This window comes from Brevibacterium sp. 239c (assembly GCF_900169365.1).
In the GTDB taxonomy this organism is placed as follows: domain Bacteria; phylum Actinomycetota; class Actinomycetes; order Actinomycetales; family Brevibacteriaceae; genus Brevibacterium.
The window spans coordinates 110,273-131,585 of record NZ_FXZH01000010.1; the positions used below are offsets into that span (position 1 = coordinate 110,273).

Annotated in this window: 15 protein-coding genes; 11 read left to right on the forward strand and 4 right to left on the reverse strand. The window is 62.6% G+C overall.

Annotated features, from left to right (window positions below):
* Positions 1-23 precede the first annotated feature (23 nt).
* The 6 genes from BSP239C_RS11120 to BSP239C_RS11145 all read left to right on the forward strand — a co-directional run bounded on the left by BSP239C_RS11120 (position 24) and on the right by BSP239C_RS11145 (position 10,143).
* Positions 24-1,721, forward strand: a complete 1,698-nt coding sequence (locus BSP239C_RS11120) for an AMP-binding protein (protein WP_145997437.1) — start codon at positions 24-26, stop codon at positions 1,719-1,721.
* A gap of 25 nt (positions 1,722-1,746) precedes the next feature.
* Positions 1,747-2,538, forward strand: coding sequence for an SDR family oxidoreductase (locus BSP239C_RS11125; protein WP_101572824.1), 792 nt, complete (start codon positions 1,747-1,749; stop codon positions 2,536-2,538).
* Between the two features lie 114 nt (positions 2,539-2,652).
* Entirely contained in the window at positions 2,653-3,306 is a 654-nt protein-coding gene (locus tag BSP239C_RS11130) for a TetR/AcrR family transcriptional regulator (RefSeq protein WP_101572826.1), read from the forward strand.
* A 166-nt stretch (positions 3,307-3,472) separates the two neighbouring features.
* A complete protein-coding gene (locus tag BSP239C_RS11135; RefSeq protein WP_101572828.1) occupies positions 3,473-5,215 on the forward strand; it encodes an AMP-binding protein in 1,743 nt (580 codons plus the stop codon).
* Positions 5,212-8,505, forward strand: a complete 3,294-nt coding sequence (locus BSP239C_RS11140; protein ID WP_101572830.1) for a carboxyl transferase domain-containing protein — start codon at positions 5,212-5,214, stop codon at positions 8,503-8,505. The genes BSP239C_RS11135 and BSP239C_RS11140 overlap by 4 nt, the downstream gene beginning before the upstream one ends.
* A gap of 84 nt (positions 8,506-8,589) precedes the next feature.
* Positions 8,590-10,143, forward strand: coding sequence for an MFS transporter (locus BSP239C_RS11145; protein WP_101572832.1), 1,554 nt, complete (start codon positions 8,590-8,592; stop codon positions 10,141-10,143).
* Positions 10,144-10,268: 125 nt separating this feature from the next.
* Here BSP239C_RS11145 and BSP239C_RS11150 read toward each other — a convergent pair whose 3' ends face one another.
* The 3 genes from BSP239C_RS11150 to BSP239C_RS11160 are packed head-to-tail and all read right to left on the reverse strand — an operon-like array spanning position 10,269 to position 13,541.
* Entirely contained in the window at positions 10,269-11,819 is a 1,551-nt protein-coding gene (locus tag BSP239C_RS11150) for a tripartite tricarboxylate transporter permease (protein WP_101572834.1), read from the reverse strand.
* A 1-nt stretch (position 11,820) separates the two neighbouring features.
* Positions 11,821-12,498, reverse strand: coding sequence for a tripartite tricarboxylate transporter TctB family protein (locus BSP239C_RS11155; protein ID WP_101572835.1), 678 nt, complete (start codon positions 12,496-12,498; stop codon positions 11,821-11,823).
* On the reverse strand, positions 12,495-13,541 hold the full coding sequence (locus BSP239C_RS11160; protein ID WP_101572886.1) for a tripartite tricarboxylate transporter substrate binding protein: 1,047 nt from the start codon (positions 13,539-13,541) through the stop codon (positions 12,495-12,497). Before BSP239C_RS11160 ends, BSP239C_RS11155 begins: the two co-directional genes overlap by 4 nt.
* Positions 13,542-13,782: 241 nt before the next feature.
* Here BSP239C_RS11160 and BSP239C_RS11165 point away from each other — a divergent pair, with 241 nt between their 5' ends.
* From BSP239C_RS11165 to BSP239C_RS11180, 4 genes are all read left to right on the forward strand, one after another.
* A complete protein-coding gene (locus tag BSP239C_RS11165) occupies positions 13,783-16,083 on the forward strand; it encodes a S9 family peptidase (RefSeq protein WP_101572837.1) in 2,301 nt (766 codons plus the stop codon).
* 333 nt (positions 16,084-16,416) lie between these two features.
* Positions 16,417-17,403, forward strand: coding sequence for an ABC transporter substrate-binding protein (locus BSP239C_RS11170; RefSeq protein WP_101572838.1), 987 nt, complete (start codon positions 16,417-16,419; stop codon positions 17,401-17,403).
* A 141-nt stretch (positions 17,404-17,544) separates the two neighbouring features.
* Complete coding sequence (locus BSP239C_RS11175) at positions 17,545-18,585, forward strand: ABC transporter permease (RefSeq protein ID WP_101572840.1); 1,041 nt, start codon at positions 17,545-17,547, stop codon at positions 18,583-18,585.
* Positions 18,586-18,590: 5 nt separating this feature from the next.
* Positions 18,591-19,382, forward strand: a complete 792-nt coding sequence (locus BSP239C_RS11180; protein WP_101572842.1) for an ABC transporter ATP-binding protein — start codon at positions 18,591-18,593, stop codon at positions 19,380-19,382.
* A gap of 77 nt (positions 19,383-19,459) precedes the next feature.
* Here BSP239C_RS11180 and BSP239C_RS11185 read toward each other — a convergent pair whose 3' ends face one another.
* Positions 19,460-20,449 carry an alpha/beta fold hydrolase gene (locus BSP239C_RS11185; protein ID WP_101572843.1) on the reverse strand — a complete coding sequence of 330 codons (990 nt, stop codon included), beginning with the start codon at positions 20,447-20,449 and terminating at the stop codon, positions 19,460-19,462.
* Positions 20,450-20,502: 53 nt separating this feature from the next.
* On the opposite strand from BSP239C_RS11185, the gene BSP239C_RS11190 reads away from it, so the two are divergent.
* On the forward strand, positions 20,503-21,108 hold the full coding sequence (locus BSP239C_RS11190) for a TetR/AcrR family transcriptional regulator (protein ID WP_101572844.1): 606 nt from the start codon (positions 20,503-20,505) through the stop codon (positions 21,106-21,108).
* The last annotated feature ends 205 nt before the right edge of the window (positions 21,109-21,313 follow it).

Here is a 21,313-nt window from a genome sequence, read left to right on the forward strand (position 1 = left end):
GAACAAACACGGTGGAATTCGATGTGACAACACTGCGCGGCCGCCGAGCCGACTCGCGGCTGCACCGGCTGTCGATGGGCGATATCTTCGAGCGGATGCGCTGGAGCCAACCGGACCGCACGGTTCTCACCGGCCATGTCGGAGCCGCCGAGAACCCAGAAGGGGCCTCGGTGACCGTGGCCGAGGCCGACGACAGGGCCAACCAGTTCGCGAATTCTCTCCTGGCTGCCGGTGCGCAGCCGGGGGAGATCCTCGTGATGGTCTGCGAGAACTCCCTCGAGTCTGTGCTGGTCAAAATCGGAGCGGCCAAGGCTGGGGTGACGATCGCACCGCTGAACCCGAACCTAGCCGCCGAGGTGATGGCTGAGCTGATCGCGGACATGGGGGCACGGTGGGCCGTCGTCGACGCCGAGTTCGCCGACCGTGTCCGGCCCGTCTTCGACGCGACGAACGTGAATACACTGACCAGCATTGCGGTGGGTGGACCACAACCGGACGGGGCCGTGAGCTTTGCGGACTTCATCGCTGCCGCCTCGACGAACGAACCAGATGTCACCATCCACGGTGACGACATCTGGCAGATCCAGTTCACCTCGGGAACCTCAGCCTTGCCCAAGGGCGTCATGGGATCTCACTCGAAGACGATGTTCGAGGCCCTGGCCTCAGTGGGAATCGTCACCCGAGGGCAGCGGTTCGAATTCGACTCGGTGGCTGGCATCTTCGTGTCGGTGACCTACCACGTCAGCGAGGTGCTGATCTATGCCGCGCTGCTGGCAGGCGGCCGAGCGGTGGTGGGGCGTAGGCCCGATGCCAGGGAGTTGGCTGTTGCCATCGACGAACATCGCGTAACGACAATGCATGTGGGGTCGCCGCAGATGCTCGAACACCTCGACGCCGAACTGCGAGCGGACCCGAGCCTGGACGCGGGGACGGTCACCAGCATTCTCCATTCCTTCGCCCCGTTGCGCGCCGAATCGTATGCCTCGGTCAAGGACTCCATCGGCGCAGACGTGCTGGTGGTCGGCGTGATCGGGCAGACGGAGATGTGCATCATGCATCGCTTCTGGATCGGTGCCGACGAGGATCTGCATGCGAGGACCTCACCGCAGGAGAACTATGTCGGCTTGCCGCACCCGATGACGGCGGCAGCGATCATGGGCGCCGACGGCGACATCAGGAAACCTGGCGACGCTGAGGTCGGTGGTAACGCTGGGGTCGGTGAGGACGGAGTCGGCGAGGGAATCTACCGCTCACCGGCACTCATGGCCGGCTATTTCAACAACCCGCAAGCCACTGCCGAAGCGTTTGCCGACGGTTGGTTCCACGGCGGAGATGCGTTTCGCAGCGGGGAGAAGGGCCTGCGCATTCTCAACGACCGGATCAAAGACGTCATCAAAACCGGCGGAGAGAACGTCTCATCGATCCGCGTCGAATCAGTGATGAGCACTCATCCACTCGTCAACCGGGCCGTCGCCATCGGTCTGCCCCACCCGCGCTGGGGCGAAGCCGTCACGGTGCTCGTGCGCACCAAGCCAGAAGCTGTCGTGGATGAGGCGGCGCTCATCGGATTCGCGAAGACACGACTGGCCGGCTTCGAAACGCCCAAGGCCGTGCTCTTCGTCGACGAGTTCCCTGAGACGGTCGGCAACAAGGTGAAGAATCATGAGCTTCGCAGCCAGTATGCCGGTCTGTTCGACACAGCAGAGGCAGTCAGTCTGTGAAGACAGCGCAAGGGGAGGACCCGCAATGACCACAGGAAACATGTTCGATATCAGCGGCAAGCAGATTCTCATCACGGGTGGAGCTCGCGGAATCGGTCGCATGATCGCCGAAGGGCTGCTGAAAGTCGGAGCCACCGTCTTCATCTCGACCCGAAAAGAAGACGCAGCCACTGAAGCAGTAAGGGAGCTGTCCGAACTCGGTGAAATCCACGCGATAGCCGCAGACATCACCACCGAGGCTGGTCGCAACAAAGTGGTTGATGCTGTCGCCGAGCGCACCGATCACCTGGATGCACTGATCAACAACGCCGGCGCCACCTGGGGTGCCTCTTTCGATGAGTTTCCGGACCAGGCGTGGGACAAGGTGCTGGGAGCCAACGTCAAGGCACCGTTCGCATTGGCTCAGCGTGCGCGTCGGCTGCTCGAAGCCGGTGCCGAACGTGGTGCATGCCCTGCGCGGATCATCAACATCGGGTCGATTGACGGACTGGCGGTGCCCAGTTTCGAGAACTATTCCTACTCGGCTTCAAAGGCCGCCATCCACCACCTCACCAGGCACATGGCGGCAACTTTGGCTCCGACGATTCTCGTCAACGCCGTCGCCCCGGGGCCGTTTCCGACGAAGATGATGTCTTGGATCCTCGATGAGAAAGGTGATGAGATCGCGGCTGCCAACCCATTGCAGCGCATCGGCACGCCAGAAGATGTCACGGGAGTCCTCACATTCTTGCTCTCGCAGGCAAGTTCCTACCTCACCGGGACAGTGATCCCACTCGACGGCGGACTGAGCACGACGATGACAGTGGGAATGAGCTGAAGGTGGGACTTGTGGTGTCCACCTCGTTCACGGGCGAGCCCCATGTCCACCTATAGGATTGTCGCAATGCCCGGGTAAAGGGCCACAGGTGGAGCAGACGCGGAGGAGGTGTTGATGGAACAGCGGCCGATTCGAGAAATGGATTGGACGAAGGCACGCGACATCCGGCGAGACCTCGAATCGGAGACCAAGGACAGACTCCTGGCCGCAGCTCGGGCCGTCTTCTCCTCTCAGGGATTCGATTCAGCGACGATCGGCGACATCACTGCCGCGGCAGACGTCTCGCGACCTTCCTTCTACGTCTACTTCGCCACCAAGTCAGAGGTGTTCCGCGTCGTTGCAGCCAAGCTGCGGGACGAAATCCTCGAAGCACACCACTACCCGAAGCCGATGGCGGATGACCCCGTGCTCGTGGCGAGGGCTTCAATCGAAGCATTCATCACCATCTACGTCGACAATCTTGAACTCCTCGACGTCATTGAGAAGCGAGCACAGACAGATCCGCAGGTCGCAGAGATCAACGCGGTCATCGTCGGCAAGCCCTTCCGTCGTATCCTGCGCCAGATCACCGACGTTCGGGATTCCGGACTCGCGAACCCGCCAGTCGATGCGGAATATGCGGCTCACCTCATGGACGCGGTCATCGTCGATGCCGCCTCGGCGACCAGGAAGGACCGGAACCGGCTGGATTACTACATCGACCAGGCCACCCGGGTCTACTTCGCCATCATCGGGTTCACCGGAGATCTCACCGCTCTTGACGCTTGATTCCTCGACCGAATCTGCGGTGTCCATTCCTTCGATCCCAATGCACCAGCAATCTCGCCAAGTGGTCCGAGCCGATCCAGCGCTTGCATAGGGAGATTCCTTCGATTAGAACTGTGATTGACAGAGTCGTCAATCGGTCAGCGGTGATCGGTGAGAAGGAGTTTCCATGAACGGCAGCAACGGTGACACTCGAACCTCTTCGTGGGAGGAATCGGCAGCTGAACTCGCAACGCTGCGAGCGCTGTGGCCCGAGGGAGTTCCGCACACGGTCCCTGAAGCCGCAGCCGGACCTGGACTGGCTGAGTCGGTGATCCACTGGGCAGGCGAACGCCCCGACTCTGCGGCTATGAGTTTCTACGGCTGGAAGTCGACCTGGGCTCAGCTCAAAGGCGATGTCGCGGCAACGGCCGGCTGGCTGGCCGGACGCGGCGTCAGCGAGGGGACTCGAGTCGGCGTGTACATGGGCAACTGCCCGCAGTTCGTCCATTCCTTCCTCGCCATCGCCTGGCTCGGCGCCATCTACGTCCCGGTCAACCCTATGTATCGAACCGAAGAGCTCAGACACCAGCTGGCCGACTCCGGTACAACCCACCTCATTGCCCACCCGCACTCGCGCAGCCTTGTGGAGGGCGCAGTCTCGCAACTTCCTGAGACCATCGACATCACCTGGACCGACCCTGCGGCAGTCTTCGCGTTCTCCTCGGCACCGAAACCCAGCGCCGACTGTCCTCATACAGTCCCCGCACCCGAGAACGCAGGCGATTGGGGCCGGGTCCTCGCCTCGACGCCGGTCGACCCAGTACCGGCAGACCCCGACCGGCTCGCCTCACTCAATTACACGGGTGGGACGACGGGGCTGCCCAAGGGGTGCGAACACTCCCTCGGGCATCTGTCATACACGGCGGTGTCGGCAATGGCCGGAATGGCGACGACCCCAGGCGACGGGCGGGTCGTGTCACTCGGATTCCTGCCGATGTTCTGGGTTGCCGGCGAGAACTTCGGTCTCCTCCTTCCTATCTACGGCGGCGGTGAAGTCGTCATCATGGCCCGTTGGCATCCGCAGGCGGCCCTGCGCAGCATCGCCGAACGCGGCGTCACCCGTGTGGTCTCACCTGCCGACGGCTACGTCGAACTCATCGACCTCCTCGACACCGAGGAATTCGCCGACGCAGATCTGTCCTCCTTGGAGACCTGCCAGGCTGTGTCCTTCGTTCGCAAACTCGACGTCGAACTGCGCGAAGAATGGAAATCGCGAACAGGAATCGTTCTGCGCGAAGCGTCCTACGGCATGACCGAAACGCACACCTCGGACACCTTTACCCTCGGACTCCAAGACGACGATCGCGATCTGCGCGCCGAGCCCGTGTACTGCGGATTCCCGGTACCCGGCACCGACATCGTCGTCGTCGATCTCGACCTCAACCCGGTGCCCGTAGGAGAGACGGGAGAGATCCTCGTCCGCTCGCCCTCGGTGACGACCGGGTATTGGAAGAATCCCCGCGCGACCGAGGACTCGCTCATCGACGGTTGGCTTCGCACCGGCGACACCGGACGCTTCGACGACCAGGGTGCCCTGACGTACCTCGCTCGCACCAAGGAGATGATCAAAGTCAACGGAATGAGCGTCTTCCCCGCCGAGGTGGAGGGTCTTCTTCGTGCCCACCCCTCTATTGAAACGGTGGCTGTCGCCCCGCGTGAGGACGCCGATCACGGCCAAGTGCCCGTCGCCTTCGTGGTCCTGGCTGAAGGCGTCGCTGCGGACAGCGAATCGCTGACCGCCTGGGCGAAGGAGAACATGGCCGTGTACAAAGTGCCCGAGTTCGTCTTCGTCGGCGGCATGCCCATGACTGCGACAGGCAAGATCCGCAAGACCGTGCTCATCGACGAACTGTTGGAGGGAAACCGTTGAGCGCTGCGAATTCCGCCGAGGCTGTCGGCCTTCTCGTCGCCAACCGCGGAGAGATCGCCTGCCGGATCATCCGCTCGGCCAAGATCCTGGGGTACCGTGCTGTGGCCGTGCAATCAGCGAACGAGGAGACTCTGGGCACTGCGGCCGGACTGCACGTCGCACTCGCCGACGAGGTTGTCACACTCCCCGGCTTCGGTGCATCCGCGTACCTCGACCCCGAGGCCATCGTCGCAGCGGCAACGTCGGCAGGCTGCAAACTGGTTCACCCCGGGTACGGATTCCTCTCGGAGTCCCCGCGGCTCGCTGGTGCCTGCGCCGAGGCGGGACTGACCTGGGTTGGTCCGGAGGCCGAGGCTTTGGAACTGTTCGGAGACAAGCAGGCAACTCGCGTCCGCGCCGAAGGGTTGGGAATTCCGACGCCTCCGGCCACTGGACTGCTGGCGCTCGAGGGCGCAGGCGTCGAATCGGACCACGGTGAGGCGCTGCGAGCCACTCGCGCACTTCTCGACGCGCACCGCTCCGGAATCGCGATCAAGGCGGTGGCAGGAGGAGGGGGCCGCGGGATCCGAATCGTCGCCGATCCGGATGAGCTCACTGGTGCCCTGCGGGCATGTGCGTCCGAGGCTGCAGCCGGTTTCGATGATGCCCGGATCTTCGCCGAGGCTCTGATCACTGGCGCTCGCCATATCGAAGTCCAGGTGATCGGCACTCCCGACGGCACCGTGGTTCTTGGAGACCGTGACTGCTCGATCCAGCGCCGGCGGCAGAAGCTCATCGAGATCGCCCCGGCTCCAGGGCTCGAAGGCGGCCTGCGGCAGAGCCTGCACAATGACGCCGCACGACTCGTCGCTTCAGCTGACTACAGGTCCCTGGCGACCGTCGAATTTCTTGTTGCCGGGCACGAGTACTGGCTCCTCGAGGTCAACCCGCGGATTCAGGTCGAGCACACCGTCACGGAGGCAGTGACCGGACTGGATCTGGTAGCGGCGCAGCTCGATGTCGCCGCCGGGCGGACGCCTGCGGGCTTGGAAAATGTGGAGCCACGGGGTGCGGCTATCGAACTGCGCATTTCTGCTGAAACGGTCCTCAGCTCAGGAGAGCCGGCTCCCAGTACCGGCAGAATCAGCTCTTTGACGTGGCCGACGGGGCCTGGGGTGCGCATTGACACCTGGGCTGTCACTGGTGTCGCCATGGCCGGAGGATTCGACCCTCTGCTCGGTAAGATCACCGTGCACGGACACGACCTCTCCGCGGCCGTCGACGCAGCAAGGCGTGCCCTCGCCGAATTCCACACCACAGGGATCGAGACGAATGCAGGGATGCTGCAAGCGATCACCGAAGTCCTGGAACTTGGGAACTCGACAACATCGGCGTACGACGAGCATGCCGAGGAAATCGGGATTCGAGCACGAGAGAAGCATGCGGCCAATCCGGTAGACGGCTCAGCCGCAGACTCTGTCGACCACAGTGAGCCTGAGCTGAGAGCAGGGGAGTCACTGCTGCGATCGACGATGAGCGGTGCTGTCGTGGCCGTCAGCGAGAATCGCAGCGAATACGTCCTCATCGAGGCGATGAAGATGCACCACCCGGTCACCGGTCCCAACGCTGCAGGTGTCCGTCACCTCGTCGCGGTCGGTGACCAGGTGGCGACAGGACAGCCGCTTGCCGTTCTCGTCGACGCCGAGGCGGGTGGGTTCGAAGACGTTGACCGATTTGAGCCCCATCCAGGGGTCGCCGAGGTCCAGAACAGGCATGCCGCTGTCGGAGACGAGGCGCGCGAAGACCAGCTGGCCAAGATCCGCAAGCGAGGTCGTCGAACAGTACGCGAGAACATCGACGACCTCGTCGATTCCGGCAGCTTCGTCGAATACGGTCCACTTGTCATCGCGGCACAGACTCGCAGACGCAGTGTCGAGGACCTCATTGCCAAGACCTCGGGCGACGGCCTCATTGGGGGACCGGCGACTATTGACGGACGTGAAGTCGTCGTCATCAGCTACGACTATTCGGTTCTGGCCGGCACACAGGGCACACGCAACCATGCGAAGACCGATCGACTGATCCAACTCGCTGAGACCAAACGGGTGCCGATCATCCTCTTCGCCGAAGGCGGAGGCGGTCGCCCCGGCGACACTGACCGGGGGCCGAGCTCAGGCCTACAGGTTCCCACCTTCGCTTCCCTGGCCAGGCTGCGCGGCAGGGTGCCGTTGATCTCAATCGTCTCCGGCAGGACCTTCGCTGGAAATGCGGCACTTGCGGGAGTCTGCGACCTCATCATCGCCACGCCCGATGCGAATATCGGTATGGGCGGGCCGGCGATGATCGAAGGCGGAGGACTCGGTCGCTATAAGCCGGAGGACATCGGCCCGGTCGACATCCATACCACCAACGGCGTCATCGACGTTCTTGCCGACGACGAATCTGCTGCAGTGGCGATCGCCCGGGAGGCCCTCGGGATACTGAGTGGTACGGGCAGCGAAGCGCGAGCGGATGGTCGGGGTGTCGGGCGTAAGGACTCGGTCGGCGAATCATCCGACGGCCACCTCGGCGAATCGCCCGAGGACCCCCTCAGCGAGGGGAAAGAGGAGCGAGCACGCACGGTTGTGCCGGCCGACAGGCTGCGGACCTTCGCCATCCGAGATGTCATCGACACGATTGCCGACGATGGAACATTCATCGAAGTGCGGCGGGACTATGCGCCGGGTGCGGTGACCGGATTCGTGCGAGTCGGAGGGCAGCCGCTGGCGCTCGTCGCCAATGACAACCACCACCTCGGCGGGGCGATCGACGTTGATGCGGCGCGCTCGCTCTCCCAGCATCTGAAATTGGCCCAGGATCACGGGGTCCCGGTCCTCTCGCTCATCGACACCCCTGGTTTCATGGTCGGTCCCGAGGCAGAGCGCGAACCGGGTGTGCGCGCATTCGGTGACCTCTTCGTTGCGGGCGCGGCGCTGACGGTGCCGGTCGGCTCAGTCGTCATCCGCAAGGGATACGGCTTGGGTGCGATGGCTATGGCCGCGGGGGGATTCGACGCGACCTCCTTCACCATCGCCTGGCCCAGCGGCGAGATCGGACCGATGGGACTCGAAGGGGCCGTGCGACTCGGCTATGCAAAGGAACTCGCCGCGATTGAGGATGAAGCAGAGCGGAAGCAGCGAGAAGAGGAGCTGATTGCGGCTGAATACGAGCAGGGCAACGCAATGAGTGCGGCCATGATCTTCGACATCGATGACGTCATCGATCCGGCCCGAACGCGCGATTGGGTGCTGACTCTGGTGCGAGGGCGGTAGGGGAGCGGAGCACAACCTGCGGCGCGCAGAAAAATATACGCGCCACCTTGTTCACTGTACCGTCTAGACGGTACAGTAGATTCCATGTTCACCACACAGACACCACAACTGCGCGCTGGTCGGCGCGAATGGGCTGGCCTGGCTGTGCTGATGATCCCTGTTCTGCTCATCTCGATCGACAACACCGTCTTGGGATTCGCGATACCGGCCATCAGCACCGGCCTCCATCCCACCGGCACCCAGCTCCTCTGGATCGTCGACATCTATGCGCTCATGCTCGCGGGACTCCTCGTGGCCATGGGCAGCATCGGTGACCGGGTCGGTCGCCGCAAACTGCTCGTCGTCGGCGCCATCGGCTTCGGCCTGGCCTCGCTGCTGGCTGCGTTCTCCACTTCGCCGGAGATGCTCATGGCCGCCCGTGCGCTGCTGGGCATCTTCGGCGCCACCCTCATGCCCTCGACGCTCTCGCTCATCCGCAACATCTTCCTCAACGCCAAGGACCGCCGGGTCGCCATCGCCACCTGGTCCGCCATGTTCTCAGGCGGCGCCGCCCTCGGGCCCATCGTCGGCGGAATTCTGCTCGAGCACTTCCACTGGAGCGCGATCTTCTTCATCAACCTTCCTCTGATTGCGATCTTCATTCCCGCCGCCATCGTGCTGTTGCCGGAGTCGCGTGACCCGAACCCGGGCCGGATCGACCCCTTGTCGATCGTGCTGTCCATGCTCACGCTCACCCCGCTCGTCTTCGCCATCAAACACGTTATGGCCGAGGGCGTGGACCTCCTCTTCTGGGCCAGCCTCATGGTGACCGCGCTTGCGGGAACCGGATTCGTTCTTCGCCAGCTCTATTCCTCGCGTCCGCTGCTCGACGTCCGGCTCTTCACCGACAAGGTCTTCAGCTCAGCAGTGGCGTCCAACCTGCTCAGCGTCATGGGCCTGGCCGGATTCCTCTATTTCGGCACCCAGCTGCTCCAGCTGGTTCTCGGCATGTCCCCGGTCGAGGCGGCGCTCGTCCTCATCCCCGGCCTTGTCACCTCGATCGTCGCCGGCTACGCGGCGGTGCCGATCATGGCGCGAGTCCAGCCGCGCGTGGTTGTTCCCTGTGCCCTCGTGTTCAATGCAGTCGGGCTCGGGATCGTGGCCTTCTCACCCGAACATTCGGTCGCGGGCATGGTCATCTCGTTCCTCATCCTCGGCATCGGCATCGGCACGGCCGAGGTCATCACGAACGACCTCATCCTCGCGGCTGTTCCTGCGCACAAGGCGGGTGCCGCCTCGGCGATCTCCGAGACGGCCTACGAATTCGGATCGGTCATGGGAACCGCCGTCCTCGGCGGACTCTCGACTATGGTTTTCGGCTCCCACCTGCAGGCCACGCTGGGTGCCAAGGCGAGCGGTCCCGAGTTCGACACCCTTGGTTCCTCACTTGAGCATGCGAGTGCCAAAGGTGGGCAGATCGGTGATCAACTCGCCGAGGCTGCTGTTGCGTCCTTCGACCTCGGCGTCCAATGGGCGGCAGGTGCAGCGGTCGTCCTCGTCCTCATCGCTGCGGTCCTCACCACGTTCGGTCTCAAGGGCGCGGGCCGGCTCCTTCCTGGGCCAGTTGAAGAGCCTCGCATCACTGAGCCTATTTCCTGAGGACGGATGGACAGGACAGATTGAGCGAGAGTCAGACCTCCTAGAACGCACGAGGCCCCGCGGACGATTCGATCGAATCATCCACGGGGCCCTTCGTCTTCATGCATCAGGTTCCACTGCTCAGATCATGAGCTGACCGACTCGCTGTCACGCGATGTCGCCGCGGCTGTCTTCTTCTGCCGCTGACGTGCCAACACTCGACCGATGCCGGTGTAGAGCAGTGCGCCGATGAGGACGACATAGAGGACGATCGTGATCGGCGAGGACGCGAGGGTCGAGACATCGTTGCCCGAAGCCAGCAGGGCATCGCGCAGACTGGATTCTGCCAGTGGGCCCAGCACCATGCCGATCATCAGCGGAGCCAGCGGCACTCCGTAGCGTTTGAGCACGAAGCTGATGATGCCGATTCCCAGCAGGACCATGAGCTCGAACTGCGACGCCGAGGTGGCATAGATGCCCAGCCCGCAGAAGACTGCGATGCCACCGTAGAGGTAGGGATCCGGGATCTTGAGCAGCTTGGCCCACAGCGGAGCGAAGGGCAGGTTGATGATGAGGAGGACGACCATGGCGATGAAGAAGCTCGCCAGCAGACCCCACACAAGGTCAGGGGATCGGTCGAAGAGCAGCGGCCCTGGCTGCAGACCGTACTGACGGAACGCCGCCAACATGATCGCGGCTGTCGCTGAGATCGGCAGGCCCAAGGCCAGCAGGGCACCCATGGCGATGCCGGTCGTGGCGGAACCTGCCGACTCGGGTCCGGCCAGGCCGCGGATGGCACCCTTGTCACCGAACTTCGGATGTTCGCGTCTGGAGTCGAGTTTGCGCTCGAGACCATAGGACATGAACGTCGGCACATCTGCGCCGCCGACTGGAATCACACCGAAGGGCAGGCCGATCGCCGTCCCCCGCAGCCAGGCCGGCAGTGCCTCGCCGAATTCCTTGCGGGAGAGGAAGGGGCGACCCGAGGAGTTGATCGTGTTGTCGTTCACCTTGCGACGGATCCGGGAGGCGATGAAGAAGACCTCGCCCAGGGCCAGGATCGCGACGGTCACCGTGACCAGCGAAACCCCGTCGAAGAGTTCGGGGACACCGAAGGTGAAGCGTTCCGTTCCGGAGACCGAATCGATGCCGATGACCGAGAAGCCGATGCCGAGCACCAGAGCCATGAGGCCCTTGAGTACGGAGTCAGCGACGACCGAAGAGGTCGCAACGAACGCGAAGAGTGCGAGTGCGAAGAACTCTGCAGGACCGAAGTTCGACGAGAAGTCTGCCAATGCAGGTGCGACGAACACAACGAGACAGCAGGAGATGAAGCCGCCGATGAAGGCACCGATCGCGGCCGTCGCCAGAGCCTGCGGGGCTCGCCCGTTGCGCGCCATCTTGTGGCCTTCGAACGTCGAAGCGATCGCCGATGCCTGGCCGGGCGTGTTCATGAGAATGGCCATGGTGGAGTCACCGAAGAGACCACCGAAGTAGACGCCGGCGAACATGATGAATGCACCGGTCGGGTCGAGAGCGAAGGTCATCGGCAGCAGCAGTGCCACTGCCATCGATGACCCCAGACCCGGCAGCACGCCGACGGCGGTGCCGAGGAAGCAGCCGACGAGAACCCACAGCAGGTTCATCGGCGTCAGCGCGTGTGTGAAGCCTTCGAAGAGGGACATGAGAGCGTCCATATCAGAAGCCACCTCCCAGGATTCCCGAAGGAAGATTGAGCCCCAGCAGCACCGCGAACGCGATGTAGACCAGGGACGAGAAAGTCAGTGCCATGGTGAGGTCGAACAGAGGACGCTTCGACCCCATCGACCGGGCCACGCACCAGAACAGAAGAGCAGCGGCAAGGATCCACCCGGCGAACTCCAAGATGAGGGCGAACGCGGCGAAGCCGCCGGCACCCCAGGCCAGGGACACGAAGTCGCTGTGGGTGCGATGTGCGGAGTCTTCCGCCCGAGCTTCAGCAAGTGCCTTACGGTCCTGGGCCGGTTCGTCCTCTTCATGCGGGTCGAGGCGTGAGGCAGATACCGCCGAGGTGACAGGCGTCGAGAATGCCTTCTCCTCCTCCACCTCCGCGGGGAGACCATCGTAGACATCGACGGGTTCGGGATTGCGGATATAGGCGATCGCCAGCAGAACAGTGAGGATGTAGCCGACGATCATGATGATCATGGGGAAGAACTGCGGCCCCGGCTGATCGGCATCCTCGGCGACGTCCATCGTGATGATGCCGATGAGCAGGTAGGTCGAGAACCCGGCCATGATGAGGGGGACCAGGAGACCTGATCGCCCCTGCCACCAGGTCCCGGCGCCGAAGTGGCCCGTCCTGGTTCTCTTCTCCGTTGACGTATTGATGCTCACAGTCCCAACTCCTTCAGCAGCTTCTCGATCCGAGAAGTGTCCTCCTTGACGAACTCTGCGAACTCATCACCTGTCAGCCACACGTCCGTCCATTTGTTGCGGTCGAGGGCGTCAGCCCATTCCGCGCTGTCACGAGTCTGCTTGAGGATGTCGACAAGCTGCGAGCTCTGATCCTCGCTGATGTCGGGGGCGCCGAGGAAGCCGCGCCAGTTGGTCAGAGTCACCTTGTAACCCTGTTCCGTCATCGTGGGAACCTCGTCGTAGCCGTCGATGCGTTTCGGTGAGGCCACACCGAGAGCCTTGACGCGGCCGGCTTCGATCTGGTCCGAGACCTCGTTGAAACCACAGGACGCGAAGTCCGTTGTTCCTGAGAGCAGCGTCTGGATCGCCTCACCGCCGCCGGACTTCGGAATATAGGTGATGCCAGAGGCCGGAATATCGGAGAGCAGAGCCAGCTGAGCGATCGTGAGGTGATCGACGGAACCGGCAGAACCGCCTGTCCAGACGAACCCTTCCGGGTCCTTCTTCCAGGCGCCAACGACGTCATCGATCGTGTTGTACGGAGAATCGGCGGCGGCGATGAGCACGTCATAGTCCTCCGCGACCCGGGCGAGCAGAGTCGTGTCGGAGAACCCGACGGGCGACTTGTTGAGCGCAATGCCGCCGACCATCGCGGTACCGGTGGCCAGGAGGGTGTCGGCCTGACCGCCCATAGTGGAGAACTTGCCGAGCCCGATGGTGCCACCGGCGCCGGGAATGTTGACGACCTGGGAGTTGTTGGCCAGGTTGTTCACCCGCATGGCCTGCTGGGTCTCGCGGGCGAACCCATCCCAACCGCCACCGGCACCGGCAGGTGCGATGATCGTGAGGTTCGAGGAGAGATCTCCCTTGGCCGATGCTGCTTTGACCGAGTAAGCGGTGGCCGTCCCGATGGCAGCCACTGCGATGGCACCGTAGGCGATCCGACCGAACATGCGCCGAGTCGGATGAGGCGGCTCGGACCGTGGATCTGCGCCAGGATCTGAGGCGGAATGGTTCGTCATTGACCAAACTTTCATATCGGTTGTGAACTGCATGTGAGGCTCGTCATAGCTTAGGTTGATTCACGTCACAATTACTCGGTTGTGCGCACTGATCGCGTTCTGCTCATTCTGCTCACCTGGACGCGCGGGAACTGCGGAGGTGAAGTTCGCGATGTGAGGTGTCATGGGCGCACCCGTTCCCATCTATGCGCCATCGCCATCTGCGCGCCATCATCGACGTCGAGGTAGTTAGGCTGGGACCATGAACGACACTGCCCCCAGCGCCCCCGTGGCCAAGAAGATCCCCCATGAGCGCACCCACCACGGCCACACCTTCGTCGATGACTACGAGTGGATGCGTGAGAAGGAATCCCCGGAGGTCATCGCCCACCTCGAGGCCGAGAACGAGTGGACGAACACCCAGACATCCGGACTCGAACCACTGCGCGAATCGATCTTCACCGAGATCAAAACCCGCATCAAGGAAACCGACATGTCGGTACCGACCAGGCGCGGCGACTACTGGTACTTCTCCCGCACCAAAGCAGGGCTCGACTACGGGATCAGCGTTCGCGCCCCCATCGCGAACGCCGATGACTGGACTCCGCCCGAGGTCGGCGAGGAGACGCTTCCCGGCGAAGAGGTCATCTTCGACTCGAACATCGCAGCCGAGGGGCAGGAGTTCTTCTCGCTGGGCACCTTCTCTCTCACCGATGACGGTCGGTATCTGCTCTTCGGCGTCGACAACTCCGGAGACGAACGCTACACACTGAGACTGCGCGACCTGAGCACAGGCGAAGATCTGCCCGACACCGTCGAAGGCACCTTCGCCGGTGCCTCCATCGACCCCGCCGGCCGCTACGTCTTCTACACCACCGTCGACGAGGCATGGCGACCGGAGAAGGTCTGGCGCCACGTCGTCGGCACCGACAGCAGCGACGATGTCTGTATCTTCCACGAGCCCGACGAGCGCTTCTTCGTCGGCTCGGGATTCGCCCGTTCAGGCAAATACATGTTCGTCGTCACCGGGTCGAAGACCACCACAGGATTCTGGTCGCTCGAAGCCGATGACCTCGAAACCACTCCGCAGGTGGTCTGGCCCCGCGTCGACGGAGTCGAATACTCCGTGGAGCATGCGATCATCGCCGGTGAGGACCGCTTCCTCATCACCCACAATCAGGACCGCGATGACTTCGATATCATCGATGTGCCCGTCTCCGATCCGGCCGGTACCGCACGCGAACCCGTCGACGCCATCGACGAACCCGGCGGCATCGCCGATCCATCCACCCTCGGTCGTCCCTTGCTGGATGACGTCGACGGGCTGCGCATCGAAGATGTCGACGCCTTCGCCGACTTCATCGTCGTCAGTTACCGTCGCGGCGGATTCGCCCGGGTCGGCATCATCGAGCTGAACGCGAGCGGGCAGGCCGTGCGAAGTGGAGCGTCGACTCCCAGTGACACGGCTTCGCCGTTCGGTCGCCTGCAGGAACTGCCTTTCTCTCGCGAAACCGGCACCCTGGGATTCGCCGGCAACCCAGAGTTCACACAGACGAGCATCCGACTGCTCTTCAGCTCCATGTCCACACCCGCTGTGATCTATCAGCACAGCGTGACAGACGGCACTGACACGGTCCTCAAACGCCAGCCCGTCCTCGGCTCGGTCAACCTTGAGAACTACCGCGAATCCCTCGTCTGGGCCAATGCCGAGGACGGAACTCAGATTCCGATCTCCCTGGTCTATCGCACCGATCTGGTGCCGCTTGCCACCGGAACCACGACCTCGGCGACGGACAGCACCACCACCTCGGCGACGGTCACTGCAGCAGCTCCAGCCGAGTCTGCCCCCTTGGTGCTCTACGGGTACGGCTCCTACGAGATGAGCATGGATCCCTACTTCTCCGTCTCGCGGCTCTCCCTGCTCGACCGCGGAGTCGTCTTCGCCATCGCACACGTGCGAGGCGGCGGTGAGATGGGCCGGCACTGGTACGACCAGGGCAAGACCTCGGCGAAGAAGAACACCTTCACCGATTTCATTGCGGCTGGACGCCACCTCGTCGCTGCAGGATGGACGAACCCGGAGAAGCTTGTTGCAACCGGGGGATCGGCCGGAGGGCTGCTGATGGGAGCGGTGACGAACATGGCTCCGGAGCTCTTCGCCGGGGTCAGTGCACATGTGCCCTTCGTCGATGCGCTGACCTCCATCCTCATGCCCGAACTTCCCCTCACCGTCATCGAATGGGAGGAGTGGGGAGACCCGCTCCACGACCAGGACGTCTACGAATACATGCGCTCCTATTCTCCGTACGAGAACGTCGCAGAGGTGGCCCATCCGAAGATTTTGGCGGTGACCTCCCTCAATGACACCCGGGTTCTCTACGTCGAACCTGCCAAATGGGTCGCTCGACTCCGTGAGGTCGGCGCCGATGTGCTGCTCAAAACCGAAATGGTCGCCGGACACGGCGGTGCATCCGGACGGTACGACTCTTGGAAGGAAACGGCTTTCGACTTCGCATGGATTCTCGACGTGCTGGGTCGATCGGATGTCACCATCGAAGCCTGATGCTGAGGTGTGGCGTCCCCGCGGGGACGCCACACCGGGACGCTTGGGTGATGCATACGCGGCAGCAGGGGACGTTTGTCGCGACAGATAACAATACTGGGACGATTGTCTCCAAAACCTTGTTTTGGTCGGTCGTGTCAGCGGCGCCCAATAGAGTGGTTGTCATCACAGTCGCACCCTTGCTCGTCTGCGGAATCAGAATGATCTGTGCCGCAGCGAGTATGTGGTTCGGCTGCAGTTCTACGAGGCCCACCGATGGGTCCGACCGGGAACAAGTGACAGGGTTCGTGCCGGTTCTGCGCAGTTGCACCGGTTTTTTCAAAGGGGAGAAGTATGCGTCTCAGGCGTCTGGCCACAGCAATTGTGGCGGTGAGTTCGGTTATTGCGGTATCAGCATGTTCGGGCGGAGACGGCGCCAGCGGTGACGGTGAAGGCGGGGATTCCTACTCGATCGGCATCTCCCAGCTGGTTCAGCACCCGGCGCTCGACGCCGCCAGTGCAGGATTCAAGAAGTCATTCGAGGACGCCGATGTCACCGTCAAATGGGACGAACAGAACGCGCAGGGTGAGCAGGCCAACGCGACCTCTATCGCGCAGACATTCGCCAACGAGGACCTCGACCTCGTCCTCGCAGTGGCCACTCCGGCAGCACAGGCTGCCGCGCAGGCAATCACCAACGTTCCGGTGCTCTTCACCGCCGTCACCGACGCCAAAGAGGCCGGGCTTGTGAAGTCCGACGATGCGCCGGGTGCCAACGTCACCGGCACCTCCGACCTCAACCCGGTCGCCGACCAGCTCAAACTGGTCAAGGAACTAAAGCCCGATGCAAAAACTGTCGGCATCGTCTACAGCTCCGGGGAGGTCAACTCGGAAGTCCAGGTCGACCTCGCGAAGAAGGCCGCGAAGGACATGGGGGTCAAGATCAAGGAAGCCACGATCGCCAACTCCAGTGAACTGGCGCAGGCAGTGGACTCCCTCGGTAAGGTCGACGCGTACTACGTCCCGACCGACAACAACGTCGTCTCGGCCGTCACGACCATGGTCCAGGCAGCGGAGAAGAACAAGGCCCTCCTCGTCGGTTCGGAAGCCGGCCAGGTGGAACAGGGTGCGGCGATCACCCGCGGCATCGACTACACGAAGCTGGGCGAACAGACCGGCGAAATGGCGCTGAAGATCCTCCAAGACGGCAAGAAGCCGGCCGACATGCCAGTAGAGACCAGCTCCAACCTCGAGCTCGTGGTCAACCCGAAGGCCGCCAAGGCTCAGGGCGTTGAAATCCCGAAGAAGCTCATCGACGAAGCCGACAAAGTCATCGACTGATCGATTAAGCATCATCGACTGAGCGACCCACATCGTCGACAGCTCGACCCCCGTCGTCGGCCGAGACTCGTGACCTATCAGGTCCCGTGATCGGCCGGCGACACCAACCCACGCATCAAATCACCACCTGATCGGAAACACATGTTCGGAGCACTGGAACTCGGGCTCATCTACGGAGCGATGGCGCTCGGGGTCTACCTGACCTTCAAGGTCCTCAACTTCCCCGACCTCACCGTCGATGGCAGCTTCACCACAGGTGGCGCCACCGCCGCATCCTTGATCATCGCCGGGGTCAACCCTTTCCTGGCGACGTTGGCGGCCATCGGTGCGGGACTCATCGCCGGCTACATCACAGGACTTCTCCACACCAAGGGCGGCATCGACGGTCTGCTCGCCGGAATCCTGACGATGATCGGGCTGTGGTCGATCAACCTGCGCATCATGGGCAAGGCGAACCTCCCGCTCCTGCGAGAAGAGACCGTGTTCACCCCGTTGCGGGAGAACATGTGGCTGGGCACCTGGGTCTCCATCGCCATTCTTCTCGTCTTCACCTTGATTCTGAAGTTCGCCATCGACTGGTTCCTCACAACCGATCTGGGCCTGGCGATCCAGGCCAATGGCAATAACCGACAGATGATCCGCAGCCTCGGTGTCAACACCGACAACACGACAATGCTTACCCTGGCTCTGTCCAATGGCTTCGTCGCACTCTGCGGTGCCCTCATCGCCCAGTATCAGGGATTCTCCGATATCAGCATGGGCATCGGCCTCATCCTCGTCGGCCTCGCCTCGGTCATCCTGGGCCAGGCAGTCTTCGGCAGCCGCAACATCTTCATGGCCAGCCTCGGTGCCCTCATGGGTTCGGTCATCTACCGTCTCATCATCTTCCTGGCACTGCGTGCCGGCCTGGACACCAACGACATGAAGCTGACGACCGCACTGCTCGTCGTCATCGCACTGCTGCTGCCCAGATGGGGTTTCCTCAAGCGGATACCTTCACTGAGGTCACGCGGAAATCGAGCTTCGTCAGCAGCTATGACAGCAGATGAGCCAGCCAACGAAGCGGGAGCCCAGGTTCCGGCCGGCACGATCGATGTCCCCGAAGGCACCGCAGACGTCCCCGCGGGGACGTCTGCACAGGCAACCGGAACAACTGTTGCGTCAGACCCGAAGGAGGACTGAGACACATGCTGAAGATCGATACCATCTCGAAGACCTTCTTCCCCGGCACCGTCAACGAACGCAAGGCCCTGCAGAATCTGTCGCTCGAGCTCGAAGAGTCTGACTTCGTCACCGTCATCGGCTCCAACGGAGCCGGAAAGTCAACCCTGCTCAATACGATCTCGGGCCGACTTCCCATCGATTCCGGATCGATCACGATCGACGGCGCCGAGGTGTCCCGGATGCCCGAATACAAACGGGCCAAGTATCTGGGCCGGGTGTTCCAGGACCCGATGGCAGGCACCGCGCCGGACCTCACGATCGAACAGAACCTGTCTCTGGCGCTCAAGCGCGGTAAGAGGCGTGGGCTGGGACGAGGGACCACCTCGGCGAGGCGGGACCTGTTCAGTGATGAACTGGCCACTTTGGAACTCGGCCTGGAGAACCGGTTGAAGACCAAAGTCGGTCTGCTCTCCGGTGGACAGCGCCAGGCGCTGAGCCTGCTCATGGCCGGATTCACTCAGCCTCGAATCCTGCTTCTCGACGAACACACAGCAGCTCTTGACCCACAGCGAGCGGCGCTCGTGACGGACCTGACGCAGAAGATCGTGTCCAATGACGGGCTGACCACACTCATGGTCACGCACAACATGGAGCAGGCGATCGCTCTGGGCAACAGGCTCATTATGATGCACGAAGGTGAGATCATCTATCAGGCTTCAGCCGAAGAGAAGAAGTCGCTGACGGTGAAGACTCTGCTCGGCGAATTCTCTAAGCTCAAGGGCGCGACCCTGGGTGACCGGGCACTGCTGAACTGACCCGGGCAAGGCACGGTTCGACCGACCCGCGTGCAATTCGGCCATGCCTGCCAGTCGGCGATATCGCCTGGCACCGGTCACGGTCGAGCGATGAAGTCCCCGATGTCACCGGTGATCTCGTCTGGATATTCGCCGGTGATGGCGTGAGAGGCATCCTCATAGACATGGACCGCTTCGGTGCCTAAGGCTCGCCGTGCCGTCGCAGAGGCGGTCTTCGGGTCATGCATGACCGAGCGTCCCGCGATGATTGCGAGGACGGGCATCGACAGGTCGGAGAGCTGCTGCTCCGTGATCCGAGTCGGTGCGGGCTTCTTCATTGTGTAATGGTGCATCCCGGCCTCGATCATGTCTGCCACCGGCATATCCTCGACCTCGATGCCACCAGCTGTGTATGAGTTGAATGCATCACGCGCGGATTTGGGAAGCCACGGGACGGAGGCCGGGATCGAGCGCAGGATCGTTTCCATCGGCAGGTTGTCGAAGGTGTAGACAGGATCGACGAGGGTCAGTGTCTTCACATGCTGCGCGCGGCGGATGGCGAGATTGGCCGCCGTCCAACCACCCAGGGAGAGCCCGATCAGGTTCACGGAATTCTCTGGAATCGCTGTGATCGTCTCGGCGAGCCATTCGGCCTCGTCTTCGGCGTCGGCAATCGGTGAGGCCTGGATGCTGCGACCTGGTTCGCCGAGGAGATCGAGTGTGTAGACATCACCCAGTGCGAGCAGGGACGGCATGTTGTCCGCCCAAACCGGTGTCGATGAGGCGGTTCCCGGCAGCAGCAGCATCGGTGAGGCTTCGCCGGTCCCTGCGAACCGATAGACCCGAACAACGCCGAAGCTGGAGCGAACGTCCATCGTGTCCGCCGGCTCCGGCATGCTCTCGAACGCCAGATCGTACGCGGTGAAGAACTCGGCCTCCCCATCGGCGCTGTCCCAATGCCCGACAGGCGATGGGGACCGGAGGAAGTATCCGCAAAGGGCCGCGATCGACATGGCTGAGACCACCGGCAGGAGCACCCGAGGACGCAACATCCGCAGTCGGGTGCGTTGCCCAATGTGAGCGTCCACCAGCCCTCCTCTACCGATCGGTCAGTAATTTAATCCTAAGGTAAAGTCAGGGTATGGCACAAGACCCAGCGGAGGCGAAGACGGGCGAGCCAGCGTTGACTTTCACCCGGCGTGCTCGGCGCGCGCAGATCATCGACGTCACCATCGAGCTCCTCGCCGAACACGGATACTCAGGAGTGTCACTGTCGCAGATCGCTGATCGCGCAGGCGTGACCAAACCGACCGTCCTCTACCACTTCACCGACAAATCCAATCTGGTCAGCGGTGTATACCGGTATGTGCTCGGCGCGGTGGTCGAATCGGTCGGTGATGCGATTGAGTCCGCCGAGGTGGGTGATCGTCCCGGTGTATATGTGCGCTCCATGGTGAATCACTTCCTCAGGCATCCCAGTCACGCCCGTGTGACCATCGAAGCGCGCATCCACGGGAACGAGCGAACGGAGAGTTCGGCACGGTGGCAGCCGGTGGCAGATCTCCTTCGCGCGGCACGAAAGGCGCTCGGAGCTGCAGAGTCAGCCGAGTTGCGCACCGCTGCACTCATCATCGGTGGAGCCATTGATGCTGTGGTCGCCGAAGCAGCAGAAGACCCGCAGTTCGATGCTGTCGCTGCGAGCGAAGAGATCGTGGAGCTGATCGAGACGCGCTACCTCGCTGGCTGAGCCTGGCCGCGTCAACACCGGGTAGGAGCAGGAATCCTTTGAGAAGCTCACAGGAAGCTGTTAAGGTCCGAAGCTATGGAAAAAACGGGTACTTTCAGGGCAGACCTCTGTGCCCGGACCCTTTCTGCGAAACGAACAGCACCCCATCCCACCGCCGGCTTCGCCAATGATTCCTGGGAAGGCGCAGCGATCGGGTGGTGCGGTT

Coding starts and splice junctions, on each gene's coding strand:
- BSP239C_RS11125 (WP_101572824.1), top strand. CDS start 1,747: ATGACCACAGGAAACATGTTCGATATCAGCGGCAAGCAGATTCTCATC.
- BSP239C_RS11130 (WP_101572826.1), top strand. CDS start 2,653: ATGGAACAGCGGCCGATTCGAGAAATGGATTGGACGAAGGCACGCGAC.
- BSP239C_RS11135 (WP_101572828.1), top strand. CDS start 3,473: ATGAACGGCAGCAACGGTGACACTCGAACCTCTTCGTGGGAGGAATCG.
- BSP239C_RS11145 (WP_101572832.1), top strand. CDS start 8,590: ATGTTCACCACACAGACACCACAACTGCGCGCTGGTCGGCGCGAATGG.
- BSP239C_RS11150 (WP_101572834.1), bottom strand. CDS start 11,819: ATGGACGCTCTCATGTCCCTCTTCGAAGGCTTCACACACGCGCTGACG.
- BSP239C_RS11160 (WP_101572886.1), bottom strand. CDS start 13,541: ATGACGAACCATTCCGCCTCAGATCCTGGCGCAGATCCACGGTCCGAG.
- BSP239C_RS11165 (WP_101572837.1), top strand. CDS start 13,783: ATGAACGACACTGCCCCCAGCGCCCCCGTGGCCAAGAAGATCCCCCAT.
- BSP239C_RS11170 (WP_101572838.1), top strand. CDS start 16,417: ATGCGTCTCAGGCGTCTGGCCACAGCAATTGTGGCGGTGAGTTCGGTT.
- BSP239C_RS11175 (WP_101572840.1), top strand. CDS start 17,545: ATGTTCGGAGCACTGGAACTCGGGCTCATCTACGGAGCGATGGCGCTC.
- BSP239C_RS11180 (WP_101572842.1), top strand. CDS start 18,591: ATGCTGAAGATCGATACCATCTCGAAGACCTTCTTCCCCGGCACCGTC.
- BSP239C_RS11190 (WP_101572844.1), top strand. CDS start 20,503: ATGGCACAAGACCCAGCGGAGGCGAAGACGGGCGAGCCAGCGTTGACT.